Annotated in this window: 14 protein-coding genes; 7 read left to right on the top strand and 7 right to left on the bottom strand. The window is 62.9% G+C overall.

Going from position 1 to position 26,584, the window contains the following annotated elements:
• Positions 1-7: 7 nt before the first annotated feature.
• From HU731_RS27555 to HU731_RS27545, 3 genes are all read right to left on the bottom strand, one after another.
• Entirely contained in the window at positions 8-1,399 is a 1,392-nt protein-coding gene (locus HU731_RS27555; RefSeq protein ID WP_138763160.1) for an alginate export family protein, read from the bottom strand.
• Positions 1,396-2,292: a VOC family protein gene (locus tag HU731_RS27550; protein WP_186608246.1), complete on the bottom strand. Its 897-nt coding sequence runs from the start codon at positions 2,290-2,292 to the stop codon at positions 1,396-1,398. The genes HU731_RS27555 and HU731_RS27550 overlap by 4 nt, the downstream gene beginning before the upstream one ends.
• 549 nt (positions 2,293-2,841) lie before the next feature.
• Positions 2,842-3,414, bottom strand: coding sequence for a LuxR C-terminal-related transcriptional regulator (locus HU731_RS27545; protein WP_003190613.1), 573 nt, complete (start codon positions 3,412-3,414; stop codon positions 2,842-2,844).
• A 130-nt stretch (positions 3,415-3,544) separates the two neighbouring features.
• Between HU731_RS27545 and HU731_RS27540 the strand changes: the two genes are divergently transcribed.
• The 6 genes from HU731_RS27540 to HU731_RS27515 all read left to right on the top strand — a co-directional run bounded on the left by HU731_RS27540 (position 3,545) and on the right by HU731_RS27515 (position 9,822).
• Entirely contained in the window at positions 3,545-4,723 is a 1,179-nt protein-coding gene (locus HU731_RS27540) for an acetyl-CoA acetyltransferase (protein WP_186608247.1), read from the top strand.
• 3 nt (positions 4,724-4,726) lie between these two features.
• Complete coding sequence (locus HU731_RS27535) at positions 4,727-6,256, top strand: class I adenylate-forming enzyme family protein (protein ID WP_186608248.1); 1,530 nt, start codon at positions 4,727-4,729, stop codon at positions 6,254-6,256.
• A 33-nt stretch (positions 6,257-6,289) separates the two neighbouring features.
• Positions 6,290-7,609, top strand: a complete 1,320-nt coding sequence (locus HU731_RS27530) for an MFS transporter (protein ID WP_186608249.1) — start codon at positions 6,290-6,292, stop codon at positions 7,607-7,609.
• A 130-nt stretch (positions 7,610-7,739) separates the two neighbouring features.
• Positions 7,740-8,294: a histidine phosphatase family protein gene (locus HU731_RS27525; protein WP_186608250.1), complete on the top strand. Its 555-nt coding sequence runs from the start codon at positions 7,740-7,742 to the stop codon at positions 8,292-8,294.
• 45 nt (positions 8,295-8,339) lie between these two features.
• Entirely contained in the window at positions 8,340-9,095 is a 756-nt protein-coding gene (cobF, locus tag HU731_RS27520) for a precorrin-6A synthase (deacetylating) (protein WP_186608251.1), read from the top strand.
• A 10-nt stretch (positions 9,096-9,105) separates the two neighbouring features.
• Complete coding sequence (locus tag HU731_RS27515; protein ID WP_186608252.1) at positions 9,106-9,822, top strand: alpha/beta hydrolase; 717 nt, start codon at positions 9,106-9,108, stop codon at positions 9,820-9,822.
• A 135-nt stretch (positions 9,823-9,957) separates the two neighbouring features.
• Here HU731_RS27515 and HU731_RS27510 read toward each other — a convergent pair whose 3' ends face one another.
• Positions 9,958-10,512 carry a DcrB/PsbP domain-containing protein gene (locus HU731_RS27510; protein ID WP_186608253.1) on the bottom strand — a complete coding sequence of 185 codons (555 nt, stop codon included), beginning with the start codon at positions 10,510-10,512 and terminating at the stop codon, positions 9,958-9,960.
• Positions 10,513-10,584: 72 nt separating this feature from the next.
• Positions 10,585-12,396, bottom strand: a complete 1,812-nt coding sequence (locus HU731_RS27505; RefSeq protein WP_034133836.1) for a monovalent cation:proton antiporter-2 (CPA2) family protein — start codon at positions 12,394-12,396, stop codon at positions 10,585-10,587.
• Between the two features lie 411 nt (positions 12,397-12,807).
• On the opposite strand from HU731_RS27505, the gene HU731_RS27500 reads away from it, so the two are divergent.
• Positions 12,808-24,195 (top strand): autotransporter-associated beta strand repeat-containing protein, encoded by an 11,388-nt coding sequence (locus HU731_RS27500; protein ID WP_186608254.1) that lies wholly within the window; start codon positions 12,808-12,810, stop codon positions 24,193-24,195.
• A gap of 204 nt (positions 24,196-24,399) precedes the next feature.
• Here HU731_RS27500 and HU731_RS27495 read toward each other — a convergent pair whose 3' ends face one another.
• Positions 24,400-24,792, bottom strand: a complete 393-nt coding sequence (locus HU731_RS27495) for a hypothetical protein (protein ID WP_186608255.1) — start codon at positions 24,790-24,792, stop codon at positions 24,400-24,402.
• Positions 24,789-26,207, bottom strand: coding sequence for a PAAR domain-containing protein (locus HU731_RS27490; RefSeq protein ID WP_186608256.1), 1,419 nt, complete (start codon positions 26,205-26,207; stop codon positions 24,789-24,791). Before HU731_RS27490 ends, HU731_RS27495 begins: the two co-directional genes overlap by 4 nt.
• Positions 26,208-26,584: the final 377 nt, after the last annotated feature.

Here is a 26,584-nt window from a genome sequence, read left to right as displayed (position 1 = left end):
GCTTGCCTCACCAACTGAACTTGAGCTCCATGCCCAGGTAATTGCTGTCGTGCCCACCGGCATCACGCAGGGTCTGGCCGACCGCGTAGTGCACCGCCTCGACCGCACCGCTGAGGTTGGGCGTAAAGGCGTAGTCGGTGCGCAGTTGCCCATAGGCGCCGGTCCAGCGCTCACCTTGGCCCGCGGTGCCAGCCACGGCCAGGTTGGGCTGGGTGTAGACGGCGTCTGCGGTGGTTTGCCGCCACAGCAGGCCGACAGCGGTTTGCACGCTGAGCTTGGCAATGGGCTTGACGGTGATCGACGGCTTGACGTGGATCAGGTTGCTGTAGCCGGTATAACCTGCCAGGGAAAAGTAATAGCCATTGGGGAACAGCGGGTTGAAGGTGCCGACCCGGCCGTCACCGGCCTTGCGGTCACCAGAGGCGATATCCAGTTGCAGGCCGATACGCGGCTTCCAGGCCAGCGTGTCAAAGGTGTAGCCGGTGCGGCTGCCGCCGGCCCAGGCGCGAATCGTCTTGCTGCCCACCGAGCCGCGTTGCAGCATGGCTTCGATGTCCCAGTCGAACCCCTGGGCTGCGCCGCCGAGGCGGGCGTCCAGCAACTGGCGGGTTTCGTCGCCGTCGGCGTCCAGGTAATGGGCGGCGCTGCGCTCGTACACGCCGTAATAGGCCGACAGCTCATTGGTGCCGCCCACCAGTCGCTCGACCCGTAGCATGTGGAAGCGCGCGTCGCTGTTGGACTTGTCGTCGAAATGCCGGCCATCCTGGTACTGCACCGGTTGGCTGGCGATCCCGATAAAGCGCCATTGCGGCGTTTCCCAGTCCGCCCACAACGCATCGAAGGACTGCCGCACATTCGGGCCGTCCCGTGACGAGATGAAACGCTGCAAGTCGAAGGCGAAATCCTGGCGGCCAGCCCGTGCCTTGAAGGTGCCGGCGTTGAAGGTCTTCACGTATTCGGCAAAGGCCAGGCGCAGGTCGACGCGGTTCTGGTCGGCACCGCCAATCGTGGTCTTGTCATAGGCCCGCACATCTTCCAACTGGGTGAACAGCCGCCAGTGTTCGTTCAGGTGCAAGTCGGCGTGCACCTGAAAGCGCTGGATCAGGTAGCGGTCACGCGGTACATCCCGCACGCCGAACCCGCTGGCGTCGTTCATCTCGAATCGTTCACGCAAGGTGGCGCCCAACGACAGGTAGGTGAACGGGTTGGCCGCGGACAACGGGATGTACTTGAGGTTGTCCAGCGGTTGCGTGCGCAAGGCCGGGTCCTTGAGCACGGACCAGTCTTCCTGCCAACGGTTGGCCTTGATCGCCGGGCGTACCGGCTGGTCGTCGGCCTGCACACTGCCGGCAAGCAACGGCCACAGCACCGCCAGGCTCCAGCCTGCGTGACGCATCATTTTGCCGCGCTGAGTTGGTGGATTTCTGCGACATAACCGCCTGGGAACTCCACCAACGCACTGCGCCGACCTTTGCTGTCGAACGCCGGCACCAGCACTGTGGCGCCAGAGCCAGTGGCCTTGCCCAGGGTGGCGGCCAGGTCGTTGACCTGATAACCGGTGGTGTCGTGGCCGAACGGGTAGGGCAGTTGGCCGTTGGTGACCAGCACCGCCATGCGCCCGAACGGCGATTCGATATCCACGCGGCGGTAATGGCCGCCGGCCTGGCCGACATCAACCCCTGGGGCGTGCTTGTCGTCGCTCAACACCTTGCCGTGGGAGAAACCCAGGAACGCCTTGATAAACCGCTCGGCGCTGTCGTTGGACACATACACACGGTTTTCCGGCACGGTGTCGAAGGCGGTGTAATCCGGGGTCTTGGTGTGCCAGTAGAGCTGCATGTTCACACCGCCCGGCCATTGCACCACGGCATCACGGCCGATGGGGTCGGGGAAATCGCTGACGATTACGTCGGCGCCATTTTCACGCGCGGCCTTGAGGGCCACGTCCATGTCCTTGACCAGATAGCCGTTGCGTTCCTGGCCGAAGGGGTGGGGTACGGGGGTGGTAAAGCCGAACAACGACACGGTACCCGCCGGGGTTTGCAGCAGTTGCGAGGTGGTGCTGCTCGGTACCGGCAGCACATTGACCACGACCTGGGGCGTGCTTTTGCCGCCGAAGGTGGCGAGGAAACTCTGGGCAAAACGGTCCACATCGGCCGGTGCCACATACACATGGCTGGTGTCGTATTGCGGCGCCACGGCCACGCTTGGGGTGGCGGCGAACGCGCTGTTCATCATCGCACTTGCCAGCAGTGTCAATGCCAGCGATACCTTGGTTGTTGTGTTACCCATGCCCATTCTCCAGCGCTTTTGAGGGTTCGAAAGCGGTGAGGTTAGGGGGGCAGGGCGGTGGGGAATTGTATGGACGTGCTCGGTTGAACGTTTCAGCTACGCGGCCCAGGCAGCCGACGCCGATCTACCTGACACCCCCGAGATCAACCTGTGGGAGCTGGCTTGCCTGCGATGACGGCCTCCCAGCCGACACAGTTGGATTGTGTACATATCCCTGTCGAATTCCGGCCAGCTTGGTTTAACGGGGCGCTTAAGATCAAGATCAAAAGCAGATCAAAAGCGGCTCGCTTCGCATCGTGGTTACAGTGGAGTGTGCAACCTGCAAGTTGTGCATCTACTGCACTAACGCTTTCGCAGGAAAGCCATAATGCCAGTCAGTTAAGGCTTTTTTGTAGGAGCGAGCTTGCTCGCGAAAAACTTACAGGCGCCGCGTTCATTCAGCAAACACGCGTTATTGTTGACGTTTTTCGCGAGCAAGCTCGCTCCTACAGAAATTGGGGATGCCCGCACATTTGGATCGCGGGGCATCAGTTAAATAGCCGTTGTCTGTTACGCCACCATAATGATCTTCGACACCAATTCCACCACCGTCTTGGCCTGCAGTTTCTTCATCAGCCGCGCCCGGTGCACTTCCACGGTGCGGTGGGAGATCGCCAGGCGCAGGGCGATTTCCTTGGATTTGAAGCCGTTGACGATGTGCATGGCGATTTCCCGCTCGCGGGGCGTGAGGTCGCCGGTGCCCTGGTGCATGCGGTCCAGGCGTTCGAAGTGCCAGATCATCAGTTTGAACGGGTCTTTGGGGGTGAGGGTGTAGCCGTGGGACTTGGCCCAGAATACTTCGCCGTTGTGGTGCTGCATGAAGCGTTCATCGGAATAAAAGCCGTTGTCGCTGTCGAGCAGCCAGTCATGGCTGCGCTTGCCGATGGCGTGGTAGTCGGCCTGGGACGGGTAGATCAGCAGGGTCAGCTGGTTGACCAGCGCGTCGCGCGTATAGCCGAACAGCTTCAGGAAAGCGTCGTTGCAGTCCAATATCACGCGGTCGCTGGTGACGATCTGCGGGGCAGGGGACAGCTTGAACGCCAGGCGTTCGAGGTCGGGGAATTGCTGGGCTAGCGCGGTCATGGGGCATCCTGCCTCGTTGTTCAATGCCCTGGGGCGCTACTTACCCGTGTAAGTAGTTACACGAATTGGCGCACGATCAGGGGTGGGTCATTGTAAGTAAAGTCCGAATCAAGAACAGAAGAAATTGATTATGCCTGCTGATTGCATCTCCATTGTTGCCGCTGGTCACTCCCGTTTTGGTCGCCTGGAAGGCACGACGCTCGAAGACCTGATCGTCCAGGTGACCCGGGAAGCCCTGAGCGACGCCGAGATTGACGCGTCGCAAATCGATGCGTTGTTCCTCGGCCATTTCAACTCGGGGCTGGTGCCCGACGGGTTTGCCGCCTCATTGCTGCTGCAGGCCGACCCCGGGCTGCGCTTTAAACCGGCTACCCGCTGTGAAAACGCCTGTGCGTCCGGCTCGGCGGCGATCCAGGCGGGGGTCAATGCGATCCTCTCCGGCAGTGCTGAGCTGGTGCTGGTGGTGGGCGCCGAGAAGATGACCCACACCAGCACCGCCGCGGTCACCCAAGCCTTGGCCGGGGCCGGCTACCAGAACGACCCGGCCGAAGCCGGCCTGAGTTTCCCCCAGTTGTTTGGCCGCGCTGCACGCCAATACGCTGAGCGTTATCACTGCCCGCTGGGCTCGATGGCGGCCATCGCTACCAAAAACCACTCCAATGCCATGGCCAACCCGCTGGCGCAGATGCATCGGGAGATGAATTTCGAACACTGCAACAACGTGTCCCAAAGCAACCCATTCGTGGCTGACTCCCTGCGCCTGACCGATTGCTCTCTGATCAGCGATGGCGCCGCCGCGATCATCCTCGCCTCGCCCAAACGTGCGCGGGCGTTCCGTCGCGAGGTGCAAATCCGCGCGATGACCCAGGTCAACGACACCTTGCCCATCGCCCAGCGCGACATCCTGGCCTTTGAAGGCCCGCAACGCGCGATTCATGCAGCGTTGCGCGGGGCGAATGTGACCCTGGCTGACCTGAGCTTCGCCGAGGTACACGACTGCTTCACCATCGCTGAGCTGCTGATCTACGAAGCCATGGGCCTGGCGCCCAAGGGCGAAGGGCATCGCGTACTCGACAGCGGCGTGGTGCGCGCCGGCGGGCGCTTGCCGGTCAACCTTTCCGGCGGGCTCAAAGCCAAGGGGCACCCCGTCGGCGCCACGGGGGTGTCCATGCATGCCTTGGCGTTCCGGCAATTGACCGGCGAGCCGATTGGCCTGGCGGTGCCCAACCCGGAGTTCGGCCTGGTGTTCAACATGGGCGGCATGGCGGTGGCCAACTACGCCTCGGTCCTGCAGGCACGCCGGAGCTGAGCCATGAACATTGCCAACTGGCTGCACGACACCCAGCGCCGGGCCCCGCAACGCCCGGCTTTGTTTGACGGCAGCGTGCAAGTGGCCGACTACGCCACCTTCGCCGCCCACGTACGCCAACGCGCCGCGCACCTGGTGGAGCAGCACGGCCTGGTGCCGGGGGACGCGGTGGCGCTGCTGATGAAAAACAGCTGCGACTACCTGGAACTGCTCTACGCCATCTGGTGGATGGGCGGGGTGGCGGTGCCGATCAACGCCAAGCTGCACCCCAGCGAAGCGGCGTGGATTGCCGATAATGCCGAGGCGCGGTTGATCTTTACCGACGGCGGCCAGGTGTTTTCATCGCGGGATTTGCCCGCGCGTTGCACGGAACTGGACGGCCACCCGCTGCCGCCCAGCCATGGTTGGCCGACCCTGGAACAGCCGGTGCCACGCCAGGATCACGACCTCGCCTGGCTGTTCTACACCTCTGGTACCACCGGGCGCTCCAAGGGCGTGATGCTGTCCCACGGCAACCTGATCGCCATGTCGCTGTGCTACGCCACGGATGTCGACGCGGTGAGTGCCGACGATGCGGCGTTGTATGCCGCGCCCATGTCCCACGGTGCTGGCCTGTACAACTTCATCCATGTACGCTGCGGCGCCCGCCATGTGGTGCCGGCCTCCCATGGCTTCGATGCTGCCGAGCTGTTCGGGTTGGCCGAGCAGATGGGCGATGTGTCGCTGTTTGCCGCGCCGACCATGGTCAAGCGCATGGTGGAGCAGGCGCGGCGCCAGGATTATCACGGCGCTGGCATCAAGACCATCGTCTACGGCGGCGGCCCCATGTACCTGGCCGACCTGCGTGAAGCGGTCGACACCTTCGGCCCGCGCCTGGTGCAGATCTACGGCCAGGGCGAGAGCCCGATGACCATCAGCGTCTTGCCCCGCGCCTTGATCGCCGAGCGCCAGCGTCCCGACTGGGCCACCCTGGCCGCCTCGGTGGGCCACGCGCAAGCCTGTGTGGAAATCCGCATTCTCGATGCCGAGCGCCAGCCACTGCCCACCGGCCAGCGCGGCGAAATCGCGGTGCGTGGCGCCACGGTGATGCAAGGCTACTGGCGCAACCCGCAGGCCACGCGCCAGACGCTGGTGGACGGTTGGCTGCTGACCGGCGATATCGGCTACCTCGACCCGGCCGGCTACCTGACGCTCACGGACCGCTCCAAGGACGTGATCATCAGTGGCGGCAGCAACGTGTACCCCCGTGAAGTCGAGGAAGTGCTGGCCCAGCATCCCGAGGTGTTCGAAGTGTGCGTGGTGGGCGAGCCGGACGCGCAATGGGGTGAGTCGGTGGTGGCCTTCGTGGTGACCCGCAGCGGTCAGCCCCTGGACGAAGGCGAACTCACCGCGTGGTTCCTGGCGCGCATGGCCTCGTTCAAAAAACCGAAAAAATATGTGTGGCGCAGCGACTTGCCCAAGAACAGCTACGGCAAGATTCTCAAGACCGACTTGCGGCATTGGCTGCAAACCGCGAGTATCGCCGCGCTTTAACATGGATCGATAATCAGACAAGGAGTCCCCACGATGGGCAATCCCGCACAAGACACCGTCCGCAAGCGCCGCCGTGCGTTTCTGGGCGCTACCTCCGGCCACTTGATCGAGTGGTACGACTACGGCGTGTATGGCTTTCTCGCCGTCTATATCGGCCAGGCGTTCTTCGTCTCCGATGACCCCACCACCAGCCTGTTGGCCAGCTTTGCCGCGTTTGCGCTGAGCTTTTTTATCCGTCCCTTGGGTGGGCTGTTCTTCGGCCCGCTGGCGGACAAGATCGGCCGGCGCAAAACCCTGATCATGGCGCTGGTGATGATGACCGGCTCCACGGTGATGCTGGGCCTGTTGCCGACCTACGCCAGCCTGGGCATCGCCGCACCGATCCTGCTGATCCTGGTGCGCTGCGTGCAGGGCTTCTCGGCGGGCGGTGAAATCGGCACCGTCACCAGCTTCATCTCCGAATACGCCGGCCCCGGTCGTCGTGGCTTTGCCACCTGCTGGCTGATGGTCACCGCCGTGCTCGGCCTGCTGCTCGGTGGCGCCGTGGCCAATGGCATGACCTGGGTGCTGGGCGCCGAGGTTATGCAAGAGTGGGCCTGGCGCGTGCCGTTCCTGATCGCCGCGCCCCTGGGCTTTATCTCCATGTATATTCGCCTCAAGCTCGAAGACAGCCCCGAGTTCCTCGCCTTGCAACGCGCCGGGCAAACTTCTCGCGCGCCGCTGCGTGAGGTCTGGCAGTGGAAGCGCGCGATTGCCCTGGTGTTCTTTATCATCACCTTGCACAGCTCGATCTTCTACCTGGTGCTGACCTTCGCCTCGACCTACATGGCCAAGATCGTCAAGTTCGACAGCGGCACCACCTTGCTGTACGTGTTCGTCGCCAGCTTCTCGGCGGCTTTTGTGATGCCGTTTGGCGGGGCCTTTACCGATAAATACGGGCGCAAGCCGTTCCTGATGGTGATCGGCACACTGGCGACCCTGGCGATGTTCTGGCTGTTTAAATCCGCCCCGACCGCCACCCCGGCGACCTTCTTCGCGCCGTTGATGGCGGTGGCGATTTTGTTCGGGCTGTATGCGTCCTCGACCTATGCGCTGATGAGTGAACTACTGCCCACGCGCATCCGTTCTACCGGGATTGCGGTGGCCTATAACGTGCCTGTGGCGGTGTTTGGCGGCAGTGCGCCGTTGATTTCCACCTGGCTGATCAAGGTGACAGGCGACATTACTTCGCCGTGGTATTTCTACGTGGCGACCGGGGTGGTGTCGTTGCTGGCGTTGGTGGTGTTGCGCAAGGAAGATTTTGTCGCCAGCGCTCACTCGACAGCCGTGCCCGCCAATACTGCCTTGGCCTGATTCACGAACACCCCTGTAGGAGCGAGCTTGCTCGCGAAAAACTCAAAGGCGCCGCGCTTCTTCAGGCAGCACGCGTTATCGTTGAGGTTTTTCGCGAGCAAGCTCGCTCCTACAGTTACAGAGAATCGCCATGCCGGCCACCCGCTTGACCCTGATCTGCCACGCCATCACGCCCTTGCAAAAGCAAGGGCGATTTCCGGATGACGAGTCCGTCACGATGGACTGGCAGGGCGCGGCCTTGTCCCTGGCTGGCCGCTACAAACAACCGGCACGCCTGCTGTGCGGCCCCGAGGCCAGAACCCGCCAGAGCGCGGGCTTGTTCGGCGATAACGCCCAGGTCGACCTCGTCTTATGCGACCTTGATGTGGGTGCATGGAAAGGCCAGCGCATCGGCCAACTCGACAGCGAAACCTTGAACACCTGGGCCACCGACAGCACCAGCGCAGCCCACGGCGGCGAGTCGGTGGATCAGTTGTGCAGGCGGGTTGGCCAATGGCTCAAATCGCTCGAAACCCACCCCGGCCATGTCATCGCCGTGACCCACCCGTTCGTCATCCGTGCGGCGATGCTGCACGTCATGCAGTTGCCTGTCTCGATGTTCTATCGGATCGACGTCGAACCCCTCTCGGCCACCGAGCTACGCTTCAACGGTGTATGGCGCCTGCGCCTGGAAACTTCCGCCTGATTCCCGGAACATGGCAAAATCCACGCCCCGCACTGAGAGCTCCCCATGAAACGCATCCTGATCATCGGCATTGGCGCCGGCAACCCTGACTACATCACGATGCAGGCCGTGAAGGCGCTGAACCGTACCGACGTGTTCTTCCTGATGGACAAGGGCCAGAGCAAGGACAAGCTGATCGACCTGCGCCGGGAAATCTGCGACACCTACATCACCAAGCCGGGCTACCGTTTTGTCGAGGCCGACTGCCCGGAGCGGGTGCGCGGTGAGATCGACTACACCACCGCCGTGCAAGACCTCAACCGCGACAAGCAGCACACCTTCGAGCGCATGATCAACGAAGAAATGGCCGACGGCGAAGTGGGGGCGTTTTTGGCCTGGGGCGATCCGGCGCTGTACGACAGCACCATCCGCATTTTGCAGGCTATTCTTGTCAGTGGCCGTTGTGTCTTCGAGTTTGAAGTGATTCCGGGTATCACCAGTGTGCAGGCCCTGGCGGCGCAGCATAAGGTGCCGCTCAACCGTATCGGCAAGTCCATCGAAATCACCACTGGGCGCCGGTTGGCGGCGGGGCAGGCGAGTGATGCCGATACCCTGGTGGTGATGCTCGACGCCGAAGATTCCTACCGCAGCGTGGCGGATCAGGACCTGGATATTTACTGGGGCGCTTACCTGGGCACGCCGGACGAGATCCTGATCAGCGGCAAAGTGGCGCAGGTGGCAGAAGAGATCGAACGGGTGCGCAAGGCGGCGCGCCTGGAAAACGGCTGGATCATGGACACCTATTTGTTGCGTAAACCCTGAGGTAAACCCGATGCTCAAACAGCTTGCCTTCGCCCTGGCCCTGGTGGCCGGCGCCGCTCATGCCGATAGCGGCTTGCACACAGACTTGCCGTTGTCCTACCTGGAACAGACCCAGGGCGATGCGCGCAACCAGCCACTGGTGATCTTCCTGCATGGTTTTGGCAGCAACGAGCAAGACCTGTTTGATATCAAAGACGCGTTGCCGTCCACCTGGACTTATCTTTCGGTGCGTGCGCCGCTGCCGGTGGAACCGCAGGGTTATCGCTGGTTTACCAAGACCGATGAGCCTGAGTACAACGGCGAGACCGATGAACTGTTCAGCAGCGCCCGGCTGATCAAGGACTTTGTGCTCAAGGCCACCGCCAAATATCACACCCAACGTGATCGGGTGTTCCTGGTGGGGTTCAGCCAGGGCGCGATCATGTCTTACGAGGTGGCCTTGCGTGAACCCGAGTTGGTACGCGGTATCGCTGCGCTCAGTGGCAGCGTGCTACCGGTGCTCAGGTCTGCGCTGAAACCGGATGCGTCCATGGGCAAGCTGGCGATCTTTATCGGGCATGGCACTTTGGATCAGGCGTTGCCCTTTAGCTCGGCCACACGGGCGAACAAGATGCTGGCGGAGTTGGGGCTCAAGGCGGAGTTTCATGAATACCCGGGGATGAATCACACCATCAGCGAAGCAGAAGTGCAGGACTTGAAAGCCTGGCTAGAGAAAAGCCTGAAGTGAAATGCGCTTGAAAATGTGGGAGCGGGCTTGCTCGCGAATGCGGTCTATCAGTCAGCAAGTCAGTGCCTGACACACCGCCATCGCGAGCAAGCCCGCTCCCACAGTGGTTTTGTGTTGGCTGGAAGAGGGGGGAGGTTACTTGCCGCCTGTGATCTGCTTCACCAACGCCGCATGCCCCTTCACATCATCCGCCCGGGAAATCGCCTGGATCACCAGCAAATGGTTGCCCGAACCCCCCAGGAACGTGGAGTTCAAGGTCTTGCCACCGCCTTGGGTAGCGCTGCTGTCCACTTGGCGCAGGCCCAAGCCCTTGTAGGTGAGTTTCTTCTCCCCCAGTTTCTTGAAGTCGGGCATGGCGGCGCTCTGGTCTTTGACGAAATCAGCCACGGCGCCGTCGAGGAACTTCGGGTCGTTATCCTGGATCGTTGCTCCATCGTTGCGCACGGTTTCGGCGACGATCACCACACTTTTCGTCGTTGAGTTGGCGTACAAGGTGCCTTGGGTGTCGGCGGTGCCGTCTTGCGCGGTGCCGGAGGGCAGGGTGTCGGCGCTGTAGGCCTTGGGCAGTTTGAAGGTGAACTTGCCACCCAGGGTGGAGATGGTCTGTGTGGCGGGCTTGGCGGCAGCGAACACGCTGCCGGCGGTCAGCGCGAGGGCGAGCAGCACTGCGGTCTTGGTGAACGTGGCCATGAAGCACTCCGGGGATGAACGAAATTGCGGCGTATTCTGTCAGAAAATTCGCAATCTCGTTCATCGGCCCCGTCACACTTTGTCGGAAGATTCTTCCTCAAGCCTGTCCATTTCAAACAAGCGCGCCAGTTCCGCACGGGCTTCCTGGGCAGTTTGCATGACCTTGGCCGCGTCGTCGTATACCGCGTGTTGGGCGGCGAGTACCTGCTGGTCGTGGGTCTTGAAGCGGTTGATGCGCGCATCGGCCTGGGCCTGGCTCAAACCGAGGCCGACCAGGGTGCGGCGGCTCATTTCCAGGCTGGAGTAGAAGGTTTCGCGCACCGGTGAAGCGTCCAGGTCCACCAGGCGGTGTACGTGCTGGCGGTTACGCGCACGGGCGATGATCTTCATGTGCGGGTAGAGGTTGCGCACCAGCTCGGCGGTCTTGATGTTGATCTCCGGGTCGTCCATGGCGATCACGAAGAATTCCGCTTGATCGACTTTGGCAGCGTGGAGGATTTCCGGGCGTTGAGGGTCGCCGTAGAACACCGGCATGCCGCCGAAACTGCGGGTCAGCTCGATGGTTTCCACCGAGGTGTCGAGGGCGATAAACGAAATGTTCTGGGCGCGCAGGATCCGCGCCACGATCTGGCCCATCCGCCCCATGCCGGCGATGACCACGCGGGGCGCATCGCTTTCGATGGCGCGGTATTCCTCGGGTACTTCCACCGGCTTGGCCTTGGGTTTGAACAGCTTCGGGCACACCAGCAACAGCAGCGGAGTCACGGCCATGGACAGGGTGATGGTGAGCACCAGCACGTCGTACAGCTGCGGTTCGAACAGGCCTTGGTCGCGACCGATCTTGAACACCACGAAGGCGAACTCACCCCCCGCCGCCAGTACCACGCCCAGGCGCAGGGCACTTTCGCGATTGAGGTCGCCCACCATCCGCCCGACGGCGTACAGCAGCGGCAGTTTCAAGCCGATCAGCAGCAGGGTCAGGCCGATCACCACCAGTGGCGTGCTGAGCAGCAGGCTGAGGTTGGCGCCCATGCCCACGCTGATGAAAAACAGGCCCAGCAGCAGGCCCTTGAACGGCTCGATCTGGGATTCCAGTTCGTGGCGGTATTCCGAATCCGCCAGCAGCAGGCCGGCGAGGAAGGCCCCCAGAGCCATGGACACGCCCACCAATTCCATCAGCCAGGCGGTGCCGATCACCACCAGCAGCGCGGTGGCGGTGGACACTTCGCGCAGGCCGGTCTTGGCCACAATGCGAAACACCGGGCGCAACAGGTAGCGCCCGCCGATGATCACCACCGCGATGCTGCCGAGGATCTGCAACACATGTTGCAGGCCCTGGGCTTCGGTGGTCGGATGATCGCTGCCGGCCAGCAACGGCACCATGGCGATCAGCGGGATGGCGGCGATGTCCTGGAACAACAGGATGGCAAAGGCCAGACGCCCGTGGGGTTGGTTGAGCTCCTTGCGTTCGGCCAGGCTTTGCAGGCCAAACGCCGTAGACGACAGCGCCAGGCCCAGGCCCAGCACGATGGCGCTGTTCCACGACTGGCCAAACAGCCACAGCGCGACCGCACCCATCACCACGCCGGTGAGCAGGACCTGGGCCAAGCCCACGCCGAACACCGCCTTGCGCATCACCCATAAGCGTTTGGGCGACAGCTCCAGGCCGATGATGAACAGCAACAGCACCACGCCCAGTTCAGAGAACTGCGCCACGCTTTGCGGGTTGCCGATCAGGCCGAGAACCGACGGGCCGATGATCACACCGGCGAACAGATAGCCCAGCACCGCGCCCAATTGCAGGCGCTTGGCCAGGGGCACGGTGAGCACCGCGGCGAACAGGAACACCACGGCTGCTTGTAACAGGTTGCCTTCATGGGGCATTACGAACTCCAGCATTTGCATCGATCAACTGTAGGAGCGAGCTTGCTCGCGAAAAACGCAAGGGCACCGCGTTATATCCGGTTTGTCACGTCATCGTTGAGGATTTTCGCGAGCAAGCTCACGCCTACGGTGGGGAGGATAGGGCGCTATTAGAGCGCTTTTTCACATTTTGAAACTTGTATTTTTGTCGCGACAGTCAATGGATGTTGGCGCTCATCCCATTCTTACGCCGGTTTTACGAAAGTATTAATACCATTTAATTCAATGGCTTTCGCGCAGGTCTACTAACGTTTCGAAAAACTGGATCAGTAGTCACCACGGTCAGGTGTTTCGAATTCGATGCGTGTGGATCGTTGAAGCAAGGCGTGCACGCAGTCACGGATGAAAGGCTTGGACCACAAGGAGTAGAACGTGGATAGAAGACTTGCGACTGCCGCTTTACCTCGTATTTCTGCGCTTTCTCTTGCGATCCGCCTGGGCGTGGCCGGGCTGGTGATGGGGCTGGCGAGCCCGGATGTGTTTGCCGCCTGTAGCCCGGCGAGCCCCACCGCTGGAGCGACGGTGACCTGTACGGGGGTGCCGTCATTGCCGCTGTTTCTCAACACCTTCAGCAGTGCAGTCAACAGCCTGACGGTCAACGTCAACGCGGGGGCGCAGCTCAATGCGACGTTGGGCGGTAAAGCATTGACCCTGACGGGTGACAACACGACGTTGAACAACGCCGGCACGATTGACCCCGCGTTACTCGGGTTGGTGACTCTCCTGAGCGGTGGTGTGGTGATTGGCAATACGACAGCCAGCGCGTTGAACATCACCAACAGCGCCAGCGGCATCATACGCGGTACTGGCGCGTTGCTTGGGCTGAACCTGGCTTCCCTGGACGGCATGGCACTGAACGCCACCAACGGTGCAGGTGGCACCACCACCATCGTCAACGATGGCATCATCGGATCTTCCTCGCTGGTCGGCCTGACGCTGTTCTCTTCCGACACCCCGGTGGTGGCGGTGCAGGGCGGTGGGCAGGTCAACATGACTAACAACGGTACCCTGACCGGACGCGTGGCGTTCGAGAGCTCTACTACGGGGAACACGTTCCGCAACACCGGCATTATCTCTGGCGGTGTGTCGATGGGGACCGCCAGTACCAACACCTTTACTGCCGTCACGGGGTCGCAAGTGACCAACGGCGGCGGCCTCGGCCTGAGCCTGGGCGGACTGATCGGCGTAAACCTCACCTTTGCGCCCACCGGCCAGGTGGACGGCGGCGCGGGCGGCAGCAACTCACTGATCCTTGAAAACACGACGGGTGTCGGTGGTGGCAGTACGGGTACCGGCACGGCCTCAAGCGCCAACTATGTCAACTTCAACAACCTGGCCATCAACAGCGGCACCTGGACCTTGCAGGGGCCATTGGTCAGCGGCAGCACCACGCTCAATGGCGGCGTCGCGCAATTCGACAACAACGCGACCTTTGGCAGCGGTGTGCTCACCTCCAACGGCGGCGCTATCGAAGCCACCACTAACAACCTGACACTGGCTAACCTGATGACCCTCGGAACCGGTGGCCTGACGGTGCAGGGGGCTGCTACCGGGCTGACCTTGAGCGGCCTGATCTCGGGCAGCACTGGCTTGACCAAGGCCGGTACCGGCGAGTTGATCCTCAGCGGCGCCAACACCTTCCAGGGTGGCACCACCTTGAATGCCGGCACGCTCACATTGGGCGATGCCGCAGCACTCGGCACCGGTGCCTTGACCGTGACGGGTGCGGGTACGTTGCAAAGCAATGCAGCGTTGACCACCAGCAATGCGATCACCTTGAACGCCAATCTGACCGTAGGCGGCGTGAACCCTCTGACCCTGGGCGGGGTTGTCAGCGGTGGTTCCGGGTTGATCAAGACCGGCGCATCGAGCTTGGCGCTTAAGGGTAACAACACCTACAGCGGCACCACGGCCTTGAACGCCGGTTCGCTGGTGGTCGGCTCAAATACCGCGCTGGGTACCAGTGTGTTGAACGCAACGGCGGGCACCACACTGGATGCCAGCGCAGCGGTGAGCCTGGGCAATAACATCAACCTGGGCGGTAACCTGACCCTTGGTGGCAGCAATGCATTGACCCTGGGTGGCGCCGTGGCGGGCATCGGCGGGTTGATCAAGAACGGGCCGGCGGACCTGATTCTTAACGGCGCGAACACTTACTTGGGCACTACCGCGCTGAACGCCGGCAAGCTGGTGGTGGGCACGGATGGCGCGCTGGGTTCCGGTGTATTGAATGCGGCAGCCGGCACGAGCCTGGATGCCAATACGGCGGTGAGCTTGGCCAACGCGGTCAACCTGGCCGGTAACCTGGGCATTGGCGGCAGCGCCAACCTGACCCTGGGCGGCACGGTCAACGGTGCAGGCAGCCTGACCAAAGACGGCACGGCCGGCCTGACACTCAGCGGCAGCAATAACTTCCTGGGTGGCACCACGCTTAATGCAGGCACGCTGACCGTCGGCAGCAACACGGCGCTCGGCCTGGGCAACTTGACCGTCGGCGGCGCCGCCACCCTGGACAGCACCTCGGCGGTGGCGCTGGGCAATAACATTGTCCTCAACGCCGGGCTGACTGTCGGCGGCGCCAATGCGCTGACCCTGGGCGGTGTAGTCAGCGGCGCGGGTGCGCTGATCAAGGATGGCCTGGCCAACCTGACTCTCAACGGCACCAACACCTTCAGCGGTGGCACCAGCCTCAACGCTGGCTCGCTGACATTGGGCGCGGCAGGCGCATTGGGCGCAGGCCCCTTGACCGTCGGCGGTGCGGCAACCCTGGATACCAGCGCGACCTTCACCCTGGGCAACGGGATTGCCTTGAATGGCGACCTGACGCTCGCGGGTAACAATGACCTCAACCTCAGCGGCGTGATCAGCGGCGCCAGTGCACTGATCAAAAATGGCTTGGCTGACCTGACCTTGAGCGGCAATAACACCTTTACCGGGCCATTGAATATTGTCTCCGGCAGCGTCACCACCGGCAGCGCCGGTGCATTGGGTAGCACCTCTGGCGTTGATGTCAGCGCTGGCGCTGCGCTGAACCTGGGCGTCGATTCCAGCCTGGCCGGCCTCAGCGGCGCAGGTAGCGTGGCAGTCGGCAGCGGTTTGAATCTCACCGTGGGTGGTGTGAACACCAGCAGTACCTTTGACGGTGACCTTAGCGGTGCGGGCAGCTTGATCAAGGTGGGTACCGGCACGCTCACGCTCAACGCAATTAATGGCATCACCGGTAACACGGCGATCAACGCGGGCACCCTGGATGTCGATGGTTCCCTGGGCAGCGCGTTGGTCAACGTGAATAGCGGCGGCACCCTCACTGGCAGTGGCTCGCTATTGGGTACGGCGAATATCAATAGTGGCGGGCACTTGGCGCTGGGCAGTGGCACGACCTTGTCCGCCGCAGGCCTGAACATGAGTGCCGAGGCCAGTCTGGATGTGGCCCTTGGCGCACCGTCGCTGACGTCGCTGATGAATGTCGGTGGCAATGTGAACCTGGCCGGCGACCTTAATGTGAGCGACGCTGGTGGCTTCGGCGCTGGTGTGTATCGCTTGATCAACTACACCGGCGGCTTGACCGGCGCATTGAACGTCAACACGGTGCCGCTGGGCTACGGCCTAGGTGATCTGCTGGTACAGACTTCAGTGAGCAACGAGGTCAACCTGGTGGTAGCGGCCCCGAACATTCGTTTCTGGGACGGCATCAGCAACGTGGCCAACGGCAGTGTTGACGGGGGCAACGGCACCTGGACAGCGGGCGGCACCAACTGGACCTCGGCCGACGGCCTTTCCAACCAGACCTGGGGCGGCGGCTTTGCGGTGTTCCAAGGCGCGGCGGGTACCGTCAGTGTGGACGGCGTGCAAACTATCACGGGCATGCAATTCGCCACCGATGGCTACAGCCTGGTCAATGGCACCGGTGGGCAGTTGAGCACCGGCAGCGGCAACTTCGCCGTGCGTGTCGACCCACTGGCGACGGCCACCCTCGGCGTGGAGATCACCGGCGCGGGCGTTCTGAACAAACTCGATACCGGCACGCTGGTGCTCAATAGCGCCAACAGCTACACCGGCGGCACCTTGCTCAATGGCGGTACGGTGGTGGTCGGCAGCAACACCGCGCTGGGCACTGGCACGCTGACTGCGGCAGCGGGCACCACGCTGGACAGCAACGCCCCTGTAACCCTGGGCAATGATGCGGTACTCAACGGCAGCCTGACATTCGGCGGCAGCAACGCATTAGCGCTCAATGGCGCCATCAGCGGCGTCGGGGGCCTGGTCAAGAATGGCACGGCAGACCTGACACTCGGCGGCACCAATACCTTCCTGGGCCCTGTGGCCTTGAACGCAGGCGGGCTGATCCTGGCCAGCAATACGGCGCTGGGCGCGGGCGTGTTGAACGCCGCAGGCGGTACCACCTTGGACGCCAGCACGGCGGTCACCACCACTAACGCGATCAACCTGGCGGGCAACCTGGGCATCGGCGGCACCGCTGACCTGACCCTCGGCGGCGCAATCAACGGTGCAGGCAGCCTGACCAAGGAGGGCACGGCCAATCTGATCCTCAGCGGCGCCAACGCCTACCTGGGTGGCACCACCCTGAACGCCGGTACGCTGACCTTGGGCAGCGCCACCGCCCTTGGCCTGGGCAACCTCACTGTAGGCGGCGCGGCGACCCTGGATAGCACGGCGGCGCTGACAGTGGGCAATGGCCTCGTGCTTGACGCCAACCTTGCCGTCGCCGGCAGCAACGACCTGACCCTGGGTGGCCTGGTCACCGGCACGGCGGGCCTGACTAAAGACGGCGCGGCCAACCTGACCCTCAATGGCGTCAACACCTTCCAGGGCGGTACCACCCTCAACGCCGGCACGCTGACCCTGGGCACGGCAGCGGCCCTGGGTACCGGCGCCTTGAACGTAAACGGTGCAGCTACTCTGGCCAACAGCACACCGCTGGTATTGGCCAATGCGGTCAACCTCAATGCTGGCCTGACCGTGGGCGGTCTCAACAACAACCTGACCCTGGCCGGCGTGCTGGCAGGCAGCGGTAGCCTGGTCAAAACCGGCACGGCGGATGTGAGCCTGACTGGCACTAACACCTTCAATGGCCTGTTCGATGTGCAATCGGGCAGCCTCACTACGGTGGGCAATGGTGCACTGGGTGTCGGCGCTGGGGTCAACCTGGCGAGCGGTACCTCTCTGAACCTGGGCGGCAGCGCCAGCCTGGGCGCCCTCACGGGTACCGGGATTGCAACCGTAGGCGCCGGCAGCACCTTGAGCGTCGGCAACAATAATCTGGACAGCACCTTCGACGGGATCGTGGCAGGCCTCGGCGACCTGGCCAAAGACGGCACGGGCGCCTTGACCCTCGGTGGCCTCAGCGTGGTGACCGGGGACGCCCAGGTCAACGCCGGCAGCTTGCTCGTCAATGGCTCCCTGGCCAGCGCCAATGTGGCGGTGGGCAGTGGCGCCACCCTCGGCGGTACCGGCACCTTGCTCGGCAATGTGAGCATCGCCGATGGCGGCCACCTGGCTGTCAACTCCGGCGCGACCCTGACTACCGGTTCGCTGCTGCTCAATGCCAACTCCAACCTGGATGCTGGCCTCGGCGCGCCCGCCACTGGCGGCACGGCGCTGGTTCAGGTCAACGGCAACCTGACCCTGGACGGCACGTTGAATGTCACGGATATCGGCGGCTTCGGTGCGGGCATCTACCGCCTGATCGACTACACCGGCGGCCTGACCAACAACGGCCTGCTGCTGGGCAGCCTGCCGGTGAACATCCCGGCCAGCGACTTGGACCTGCAAACTGCGATCGGCAACCAGATCAACCTGCTGGTCAACGGCAGCACCAACGTGCAGTTCTGGGACGGCAGCCAAACCACGGGCAATGGCACCATCGAAGGCGGCAGCGGCACCTGGAGTGCAGGCGGCAGCCAATGGACCGGCGTCAACGGCGCATTCAATACCGCCTGGACGCCCAACAGCTTTGCCGTGTTCCAAGGCACGGCGGGCACCGTCACGGTTGACGGCGCGCAAGCCGTCACCGGTTTGCAGTTCGTCACCGATGGCTACAACCTGGCGGGTGGCGCAGCGGGCGCCTTGACCCTGTTCAATGGCGTGGGCGGCAACACCGCCGTACGTGTCGACCCCGGCGTCACTGCCACCCTGGGCGTGGCGCTCAACGGCGGCGGCACCCTGGCCAAGCTTGACACCGGCACCCTGGTGCTCAACGGCGCCAACAGCTACACCGGCGGCACCGCCCTGGATGGCGGCACCTTGGTGGTCGGCAATGACAGTGCCCTGGGCAGCGGTGTCTTGACCACCGCCAATGGCACCACCCTGGACAGCAACACCGCGGTCAGCCTGGCCAATGCACTCAACGTCAACGGCAGCCTTACCCTCGGCGGCAGCAATGCCCTGACCCTGGCCGGCACCGTGGCGGGCACTGGCAGTCTGATCAAAAATGGCATCGCCAACCTGACGCTCAGCGGCAACAACACCTATGCCGGCCCAACCGCACTCAACGCAGGCGGCCTGATCCTGGCCTCCAACACGGCCCTGGGCAGTGGCGCCCTGAACGCGGCCGCTGGCACCACCCTCGACAGCAGCACGGCGGTCGCCCTGGCCAACACGGTCAATCTGGCCGGCAACCTGGGCATTCTGGGCACCGCCGACCTGAGCCTGAACGGCCTGGTCAGCGGTAGCGGTGGCCTGACCAAAACCGGCGCGGGCAACCTGACGCTCAACGGTGCCAACGCCTATCTGGGCGGCACGCAATTGAATGCCGGCTCCTTGACCCTGGGCAATGCATCGGCCCTGGGCAGCGGTGCCTTGGCGGTCAATGGGGCAACCACCCTGGACACCAACACGGCGTTGGCCCTGGCCAATAACACCAGCCTGAATGCCGCGCTCACCGTCGGCGGCAGCAACGACCTGAGCCTCAACGGTGTGGTGGACGGCACGGGTTCGTTGACCAAGGCCGGTGGCGCCAACCTGACCCTCAACGGCGCCAACACCTACAGCGGCGGCACGGCGCTCAATGCCGGCACGCTGACCCTCGGCAGCAACACGGCCCTGGGCTCGGGCGCATTGACCGTCGGCGGTACGGCCACCCTGGCCAACAGCACGCCGCTGGTGCTGGCCAATGCGGTCAACCTCAATGGCGACCTCACTGTCGCTGGCAGCAACAACCTGACCCTGGCCGGTGTACTCGCTGGCAACGCAGCGCTGATCAAAAATGGCGCGGCGGACCTGCTGCTGACCGGCAACAACAGCTTCAGCGGCCCACTCACTGTGGCGGCGGGCAGCGTGACCACGACGGGTAATGGTGCGCTGGGCACCACCTCCGGCGTCACTGTCGGCAGCGGCGCGAGCCTCAACCTGGGTGGCGATGCCAACCTCAACAGCCTGGCCGGCACCGGCGTGGTACAGGTGGCTGGCGGCAACACGCTGGCGGTGGGTGGCAGCAACCTGGATAACAGTTTTGGCGGTGCGCTCAACGGTGCCGGCAACCTGGATAAAAACGGCAGCGGGGTGCTCAACCTGAGCGGCACCAATGCCCTCAGCGGCGCGGCCACCGTCAACGGCGGCACCTTGAATGTCACAGGCTCACTGGCCAGCGGCACGGTGGCAGTCAACAGCGGCGCGACCCTGGCCGGCAGCGGTTCATTGGCCGGCGCGGTGACTGTGGCCGACGGTGGGCACATCGGCCTGGCCTCCGGCAGCACGCTGTCGGTGGGCTCGTTAGTGCTGGGGGGCAACTCGAACCTGGATGTCGGCCTCGGCACTCCGGTGCTGGGTGGCGGCACAGGCCTGCTGAATGTCGGCGGCAATCTGACCCTGGACGGCAACCTCAATGTCACCGATATCGGCGGCTTTGGCAGCGGCGTCTACAACCTCATCAACTACACCGGAGCCTTGACCGATAACGGCCTGGCTCTTGGCACACTGCCAGGCACCGTGGTGCCGGGCGACCTGCAAGTGCAGACCGCGATCACCAACAAGGTCAACCTGCTGGTGACCGCGCCCAACACCACCGTGCAGTTCTGGGATGGCAACAGCCTGATCGGCAACGGTGCGATTGACGGCGGCAACGGCACCTGGAACGCCGGCAATACCAACTGGACCAATGTCGACGGCACCCTCAACCAAGGCTGGGTCAACAGCTTCGCGGTGTTCCAAGGCGCAGCAGGCAACGTGACGGTGGACGGCACGCAGAACATCACCGGCATGCAGTTCGTCACCAACGGCTACACCCTGGGCTCCGGCACGGCGGGCGTGCTCAACCTGGTCAATGGCGGCACCGGCAACACCGCGGTGCGCGTCGACCCGAACGCCACCGCGACCCTGGGCGTAACACTCAACGGCGCCGGCACCCTGGCCAAGCTCGACAGCGGCACCCTGGTACTCAACGGCAGCAATGGCTACACCGGCGGTACCGCGCTAAACGGCGGCACCCTGGTGGTGGGCAATAACAGTGCCCTGGGCACAGGCGCTCTGACGGCGGCCGGTGGCACCACCCTAGACAGCAACGCGGCGGTCAGCCTGGCCAATGCGGCCGTGCTCAACGGTGCGTTGACGGTGGGTGGCAGCAACGCGCTGGCCCTCAATGGTGGCATCAGCGGCAGCGGCAGCCTGGTGAAAAACGGTGCGGCCGCGTTGACGCTCAATGGCGTCAACAGCTACAGCGGCGGCACGAGCCTGAACGCTGGCCAATTGATCCTCGGCAATAATGCTGCCCTGGGCAGTGGTGCCTTGACGGTCGGCGGCGCGGCGCAACTGGATGGCAGCACCGACCTGCAACTGGCCAACACCCTCAACCTGGGCGGCCCGCTGACCCTGGCCGGCAGCCACGACCTGGCCCTCAACGGCGTGGTCAGCGGCAGCGGCAGCCTGGTGAAAAATGGCGACGGCGCGTTGTTGCTGACCGCTGCCAACACCTACAGCGGCGGTACCACGCTCAACGGCGGCAGCACCACCGGCAACACCACCAGCCTGCAAGGCGCCATCGCCAACAACGCGGCATTGACCTTTGAGCAAACCACCGACGGCACCTACACCGGCAACCTCACCGGTACCGGTGTGTTGAGCAAAACCGGCACCGGCGCGTTGCTGCTCAGCGGCAACAACACCTTTACCGGTAACACCAACGTCAACACCGGCAGCCTGCTGGTCAACGGCACCTTGAACAGCGCCGTGGTGCAAGTCGCCAGCGGCGCGACCCTCGGCGGCAGCGGTACCCTGGGCGGTGCGGTGAACATGGCCGATGGCTCGGTGCTCCAGGCCGGTGCCGCGACGCCACTGTCGGTAGGTTCGCTGGCCTTGTCCTCGGGCACCACCCTGGATTTCGCCCTCGGTGCGCCGGGTGCCTCCAGTACAGCGGTGAACGTGGCGGGCAACCTGACCCTGGACGGCACGCTCAACGTCAGCGATACGGGCGGCTTCGGCGTCGGCGTGTACCAGCTGTTCCGCTACGGCGGCAGCTTGACCGATAACGGCCTCATCTTTGGCACCTTGCCGGTGGCACTGGGCAACCTGAGCCTGCAAACGGCGCTGGCCAACCAGCTCAACCTGGTGGTGCAAACCACCCCAGGGCAGATCCAGTTCTGGAACGGCGGCACCACCAACCCCGATGGCAGCATCACCGGCGGCAGCGGTACCTGGGGCCCGGACACCAACTGGACCGACCCGACCGGCACCCAAGGGCAGGCGTCCACCAACCAGTTCGCCGTATTTGGCGGGCAGGGCGGCACCGTGACCGTGGTCGGCAACCAAGGCTTCACCGGCCTGCAAGTGCTGGACGCCGGCTACACGCTGGTCGCCGGAGAAGGCGGCAGCTTGAGCCCCACCAATGCGGCGGATGGCAGCCTGGCGCCGGTGCGGGTCAATTCCGGCGTGACCGCTCAGATTGATGCACCGCTGGTGGGAACCGGCGGCATCAACAAGCTGGATGCCGGCACCTTGCTGCTGACGGGCGCCAATACCTACACCGGCGGCACCACCGTCAGTGGCGGTACGCTGGCGGGCACCACCACCAGCCTGCGTGGCAGGATCCTCAACAATGCGCGGTTGTTGTTTACCCAGCGCACCAATGGCCAGTTCAGCGGCACCTTGAGCGGCACCGGTGCGCTGATCAAGCAAGGTGCAGGCGCGCTGTTGCTGACCGGCAACCAGCCGTTCAGCGGCACCGTGGCAGTGGAAGAGGGCGTGTTGCAAGTGGGTAACGCGGCCAACCCAGGCGCGGTACTTGGCGGCCAGGTCACCGTGGCCAACGGTGCAGGGCTGACCGGTAACGGCAGTGTCGGTTCGCTGGTCAACAACGGCTCGGTAACACCCGACGGCGGCAAGCTGACCGTGGCTGGCAACTTCACCAACGCCAGCACCGGTGCGCTGAACCTGGTGATCACCCCATCCACCACCGGCTCCCTGGCCGTGGGCGGCACCGCTAACCTGGGTGGCACCTTGAATGTGATCAACCTGGCACCCTATGCCGGCGCCACCACCTACACCTTGCTGACAGCCGGCGCGGTCAACGGCACCTTTGCCACCACCAACCTGGAGAACCTGGCGTTCCTCACTACCGCGTTGAACTACAGCCCAACCCAAGTGGCCCTGGCGGTCAGCCGCAACGACGTCAGCTATGCCAGCGTGGCGGCCACCGGTAACCAACGCGGCGTGGCGGCGGCGTTGGGCACCGGTACTGCAGTCGGTGGCGCAGCGGTGCAAAATGCACTGCTTAACGGTGATGCAGCGGCAGCCCGGGCGGCCTTCGACAGCTTGTCCGGCGAAATCCACGCCAGCACCGCCAGCGCCATGCTTGAAGATTCGCGTTACGTGCGTGACGCGGTCAACGAGCGCCTGCGCCAACCCGGTTGCTACCGTGAGGACGACCCGCGCAATGCCTTGGCACCTAGCGAGAACCACCTGAGCAGCGCCGGTTGCCACGGCGAGATGGTCGGTTGGATGCGCGTGCTCGGCACCTGGGGCCATATGGGCGGTGACAGCAACAGCGCCAAGCTGGACCGCAACCTCAGCGGCTTCCTGCTCGGTACCGACAAGCAAGTGGACGACGCCTGGCGCGTGGGCGTGGCCGCCGGCTACACCCGCAGCGACCTGGACGCCAAGCGCCGCAACTCCAGCGCCGATGTGGACAGCTACCACCTGATGGCCTACACCGCCTACCAGCAAGAAGCCTTCGCCGCACGCATGGGCGTGGCGTACAGCTGGCATGACATCGAAAGCAAGCGCAACGTGGCAGTCGGTGGCGAGGGCCAACGCCTCAAAGCCGACTACAAGGCACGCAGTGCGCAGGTGTTCGGTGAAGTCGGTTACACCATTCAAACCCCTAGCGTGGCCCTGGAACCTTTCGCCGGCCTGGCCTACGTCAACTACGACAGCGACACCATTAAGGAGAAAGGCGGCTCGGCAGCCCTGCGCGGCGATGCCGACCAGGACATCACCTACTCGACCTTGGGCGTGCGCATTGGCCAGACCATCACCCTGGGTAACGGCTCGAAAATCACCCCACGGGGCAGCATCGGCTGGCGCCATGCCTTCGGTGACACCAAGCCCGACGCCGACCTGAGCTTTATCAATGGCGGTGGCTCGTTCAGCACCCAGGGCGTGCCGATTGCCAAGGACAGCGCGGTGGTGGAAGCGGGCCTGGACTACCAGATCAGCCAGAACGGCAGACTGGGCCTGGGCTATTCGGGCCAACTCTCGCGCAACGACAAGGACCACGCCGTGACGGTAAGTTTCTCCCTCGGTTTCTGATCAAGGCCGAGTTTTCTTGAACCGCCCGCAAGGGCGGTTTTTTTTGCCCCATGTAGGAGCGAGCTTGCTCGCGAAAAACCTCAACGATAACGCGGGCATCCTGATTAAACGCGGCGCCTGTGAGTTTTTCGCGAGCAAGCTCGCTCCTACAGGAGATTGGACTTGGCTGTGTTGATGTGGGGCCTCGGGTGAGGCCTGTTTGGGTTACCTGAACTCCAGCGCAATGGCTGCAACAGCCATCCAAGTCAGGGCGGTAGAGATCATCATCGTGACGATTGTGAGAAGACGCTTTAGATAGGGTGGGAAGTTTTCATAGTCCACGGGGTCCAATTTGCCATGCCGGATATGCAACTTTGGCATCAGGATCATTCCGGCTATTTGTGACATTTCCAAAAGAGACCAAATCAAACCGCGCTTCCCAAGGCTGTCTCCCCAAAGATAGATATAACGGCTGTTTTTCAAAGCTTCCTTAATGGCGTCCAGGTGACGGTGGGTGAGGTACAGACTGAATGCGAGGCCCGTAAAGCCAAGCAGAAGCGGTCCCCCGGCAACCATCCAGAAAGCCAGCCAGGACTTCCAAAACTCTTCCGTCGTCATGGCAAAGATTTCTCATACAAAATTTCTCCGCCCATTTCGCCACCTTTGCCACCGATCGTCGTACCCGCCCAAGCGCCTGTCCCAACCAGAGCCGCTACACAGATAACGCCCCCTATACCTGTCGTAACACCCAGCCCCAGGCAGATCGTACTACCAGCAACGCCACCGACCCACCCGGCAGCAGCACCGCCGCCAACCGAGCCAGCGAACTTTCCAGCCTCTGTAAACTTGATCTTTTCGCAAGCCGCCCCGGAATCGTTATTGCAAACCTGTTGTATTGCCAATGAGGCGGATACGCCGCCGAGGGCAATTCCGATATACCCACCTGCCTTCATGTATCTGGCCGCACGGCTGGTCGCTTCCACATGCGCCGAATAACCCGGAATCTGCCCAGGCCCACCCGCTTTGTCCCAGTGATGCACCAGACTGCGATTGGAAATGCCCAGGGCCGTTTTCAACTTGGGGTGATCGCCCAGGGTGGTTTGGCCACGTAAGCGGGTTGAGTTGAGCAGATGGGCGTCCAGCTGGTTCATGAGGCGCTGGCGATCGGTGAAGAACTGCGACGACTTGAGGTGGCCGTGTTGGCGATAATTGTCTTGATGTAAACGCTCGATTGCTTGGAGGGTGTCGCGCAGGTTGTTCATGTGCGTTTCCATCACCACAGCGCTGACGCCGAGCCAGGTTGAGGTATGGCCGATAAATCCAGCGATCTCGGCACCATGGCGATACAGAAAGTCAGCCTCGTCCGGCGTAAGTTCCTCCAGAGATGCGCTGACGTGTTGTGCAGCCTGCATCAGCTGAGCTTCTTCATACGTGCAGAAGGTGTTTTTCGGGTCGCTGAGCACGATCATCGAGCCGGCTTTGGCGTGCCCTGTGTTGGGATTCAGCGATTGAAACTTGCGCATTACAGCCGGGTCGAGCGTTGGAAAAAGTGTGGCTTGCAGCGCCTCACGGCTCACACTTTTGGGCACGATATAAAAACCTGGTTCCTCGCCTATGAGCGCTTTGAATGCGGCAAATGCGGATTGGGGCGACTCACTTGGCTGGTTGGACGTGCGTTGAGAGGGGGCTGACCAGTGGGTTGCTGGCTGGACCGGCTCAGCGGCCAGTCTATTGGCGCTCACAACCGAGCCACCTCTGCTGTGGTACTTGCCGAGTAACACCGAAGGAATCAGCTCGGCTTTACAGGAACAGCCGCTGTAGCTATCCAACGTACCGGCTATAAGCCGGCCATTGCTTTGCATGAAGGAAATGCCGCCGATGATCTTGTACGTTTGCCCATCCTTGCCACAGGTGACTGGGTCACCTTCGCACGCACGAAGACTGCCATGCATATGGGTCCTTTGATCTCCGTCCAGTACTTCCCCGCCGCAACTGGTTTTATCACCTTGGCGGACGAAATAACCTACGCTCATTTTTTTGCCCCTTATCCATTTTTTTTGGCCGTACTCTCCTGCTCGTTTCGATAAGAAAACTGATGCGTAACGCCTTTCAATCGAGGTAACCGAGTCAGAGCAAGTCAGCGGCAAGCCAAACTTTGGAGAGGGATTTCCTGAGGGTAAAGTCAGACGTTTCCGGGCTTTTTGTCGTACAAATCTGAACGGCCTGCTGCACCCCGTACAGCCCTCCGAGCAAACCGTACTGCCCCCTTGTCCCCGCTTCCCATGTCACCCCCCAGCCCACAGATCCCTTAATTTTCAAGCCTGCCGGAAGCCCCTCCAGGCCTACGGCTGCGCCCGCATTTTTTACAGGCGCGCGGTACTGCCGATCCAAGCGGCAAAACTGAATACGG

Origin of the sequence: Pseudomonas salmasensis (assembly GCF_014268375.2) — a bacterium.
Taxonomy (GTDB): Bacteria; Pseudomonadota; Gammaproteobacteria; order Pseudomonadales; family Pseudomonadaceae; genus Aquipseudomonas; species Aquipseudomonas salmasensis.
This window is presented reverse-complemented; position numbering and strand designations above follow the sequence as displayed.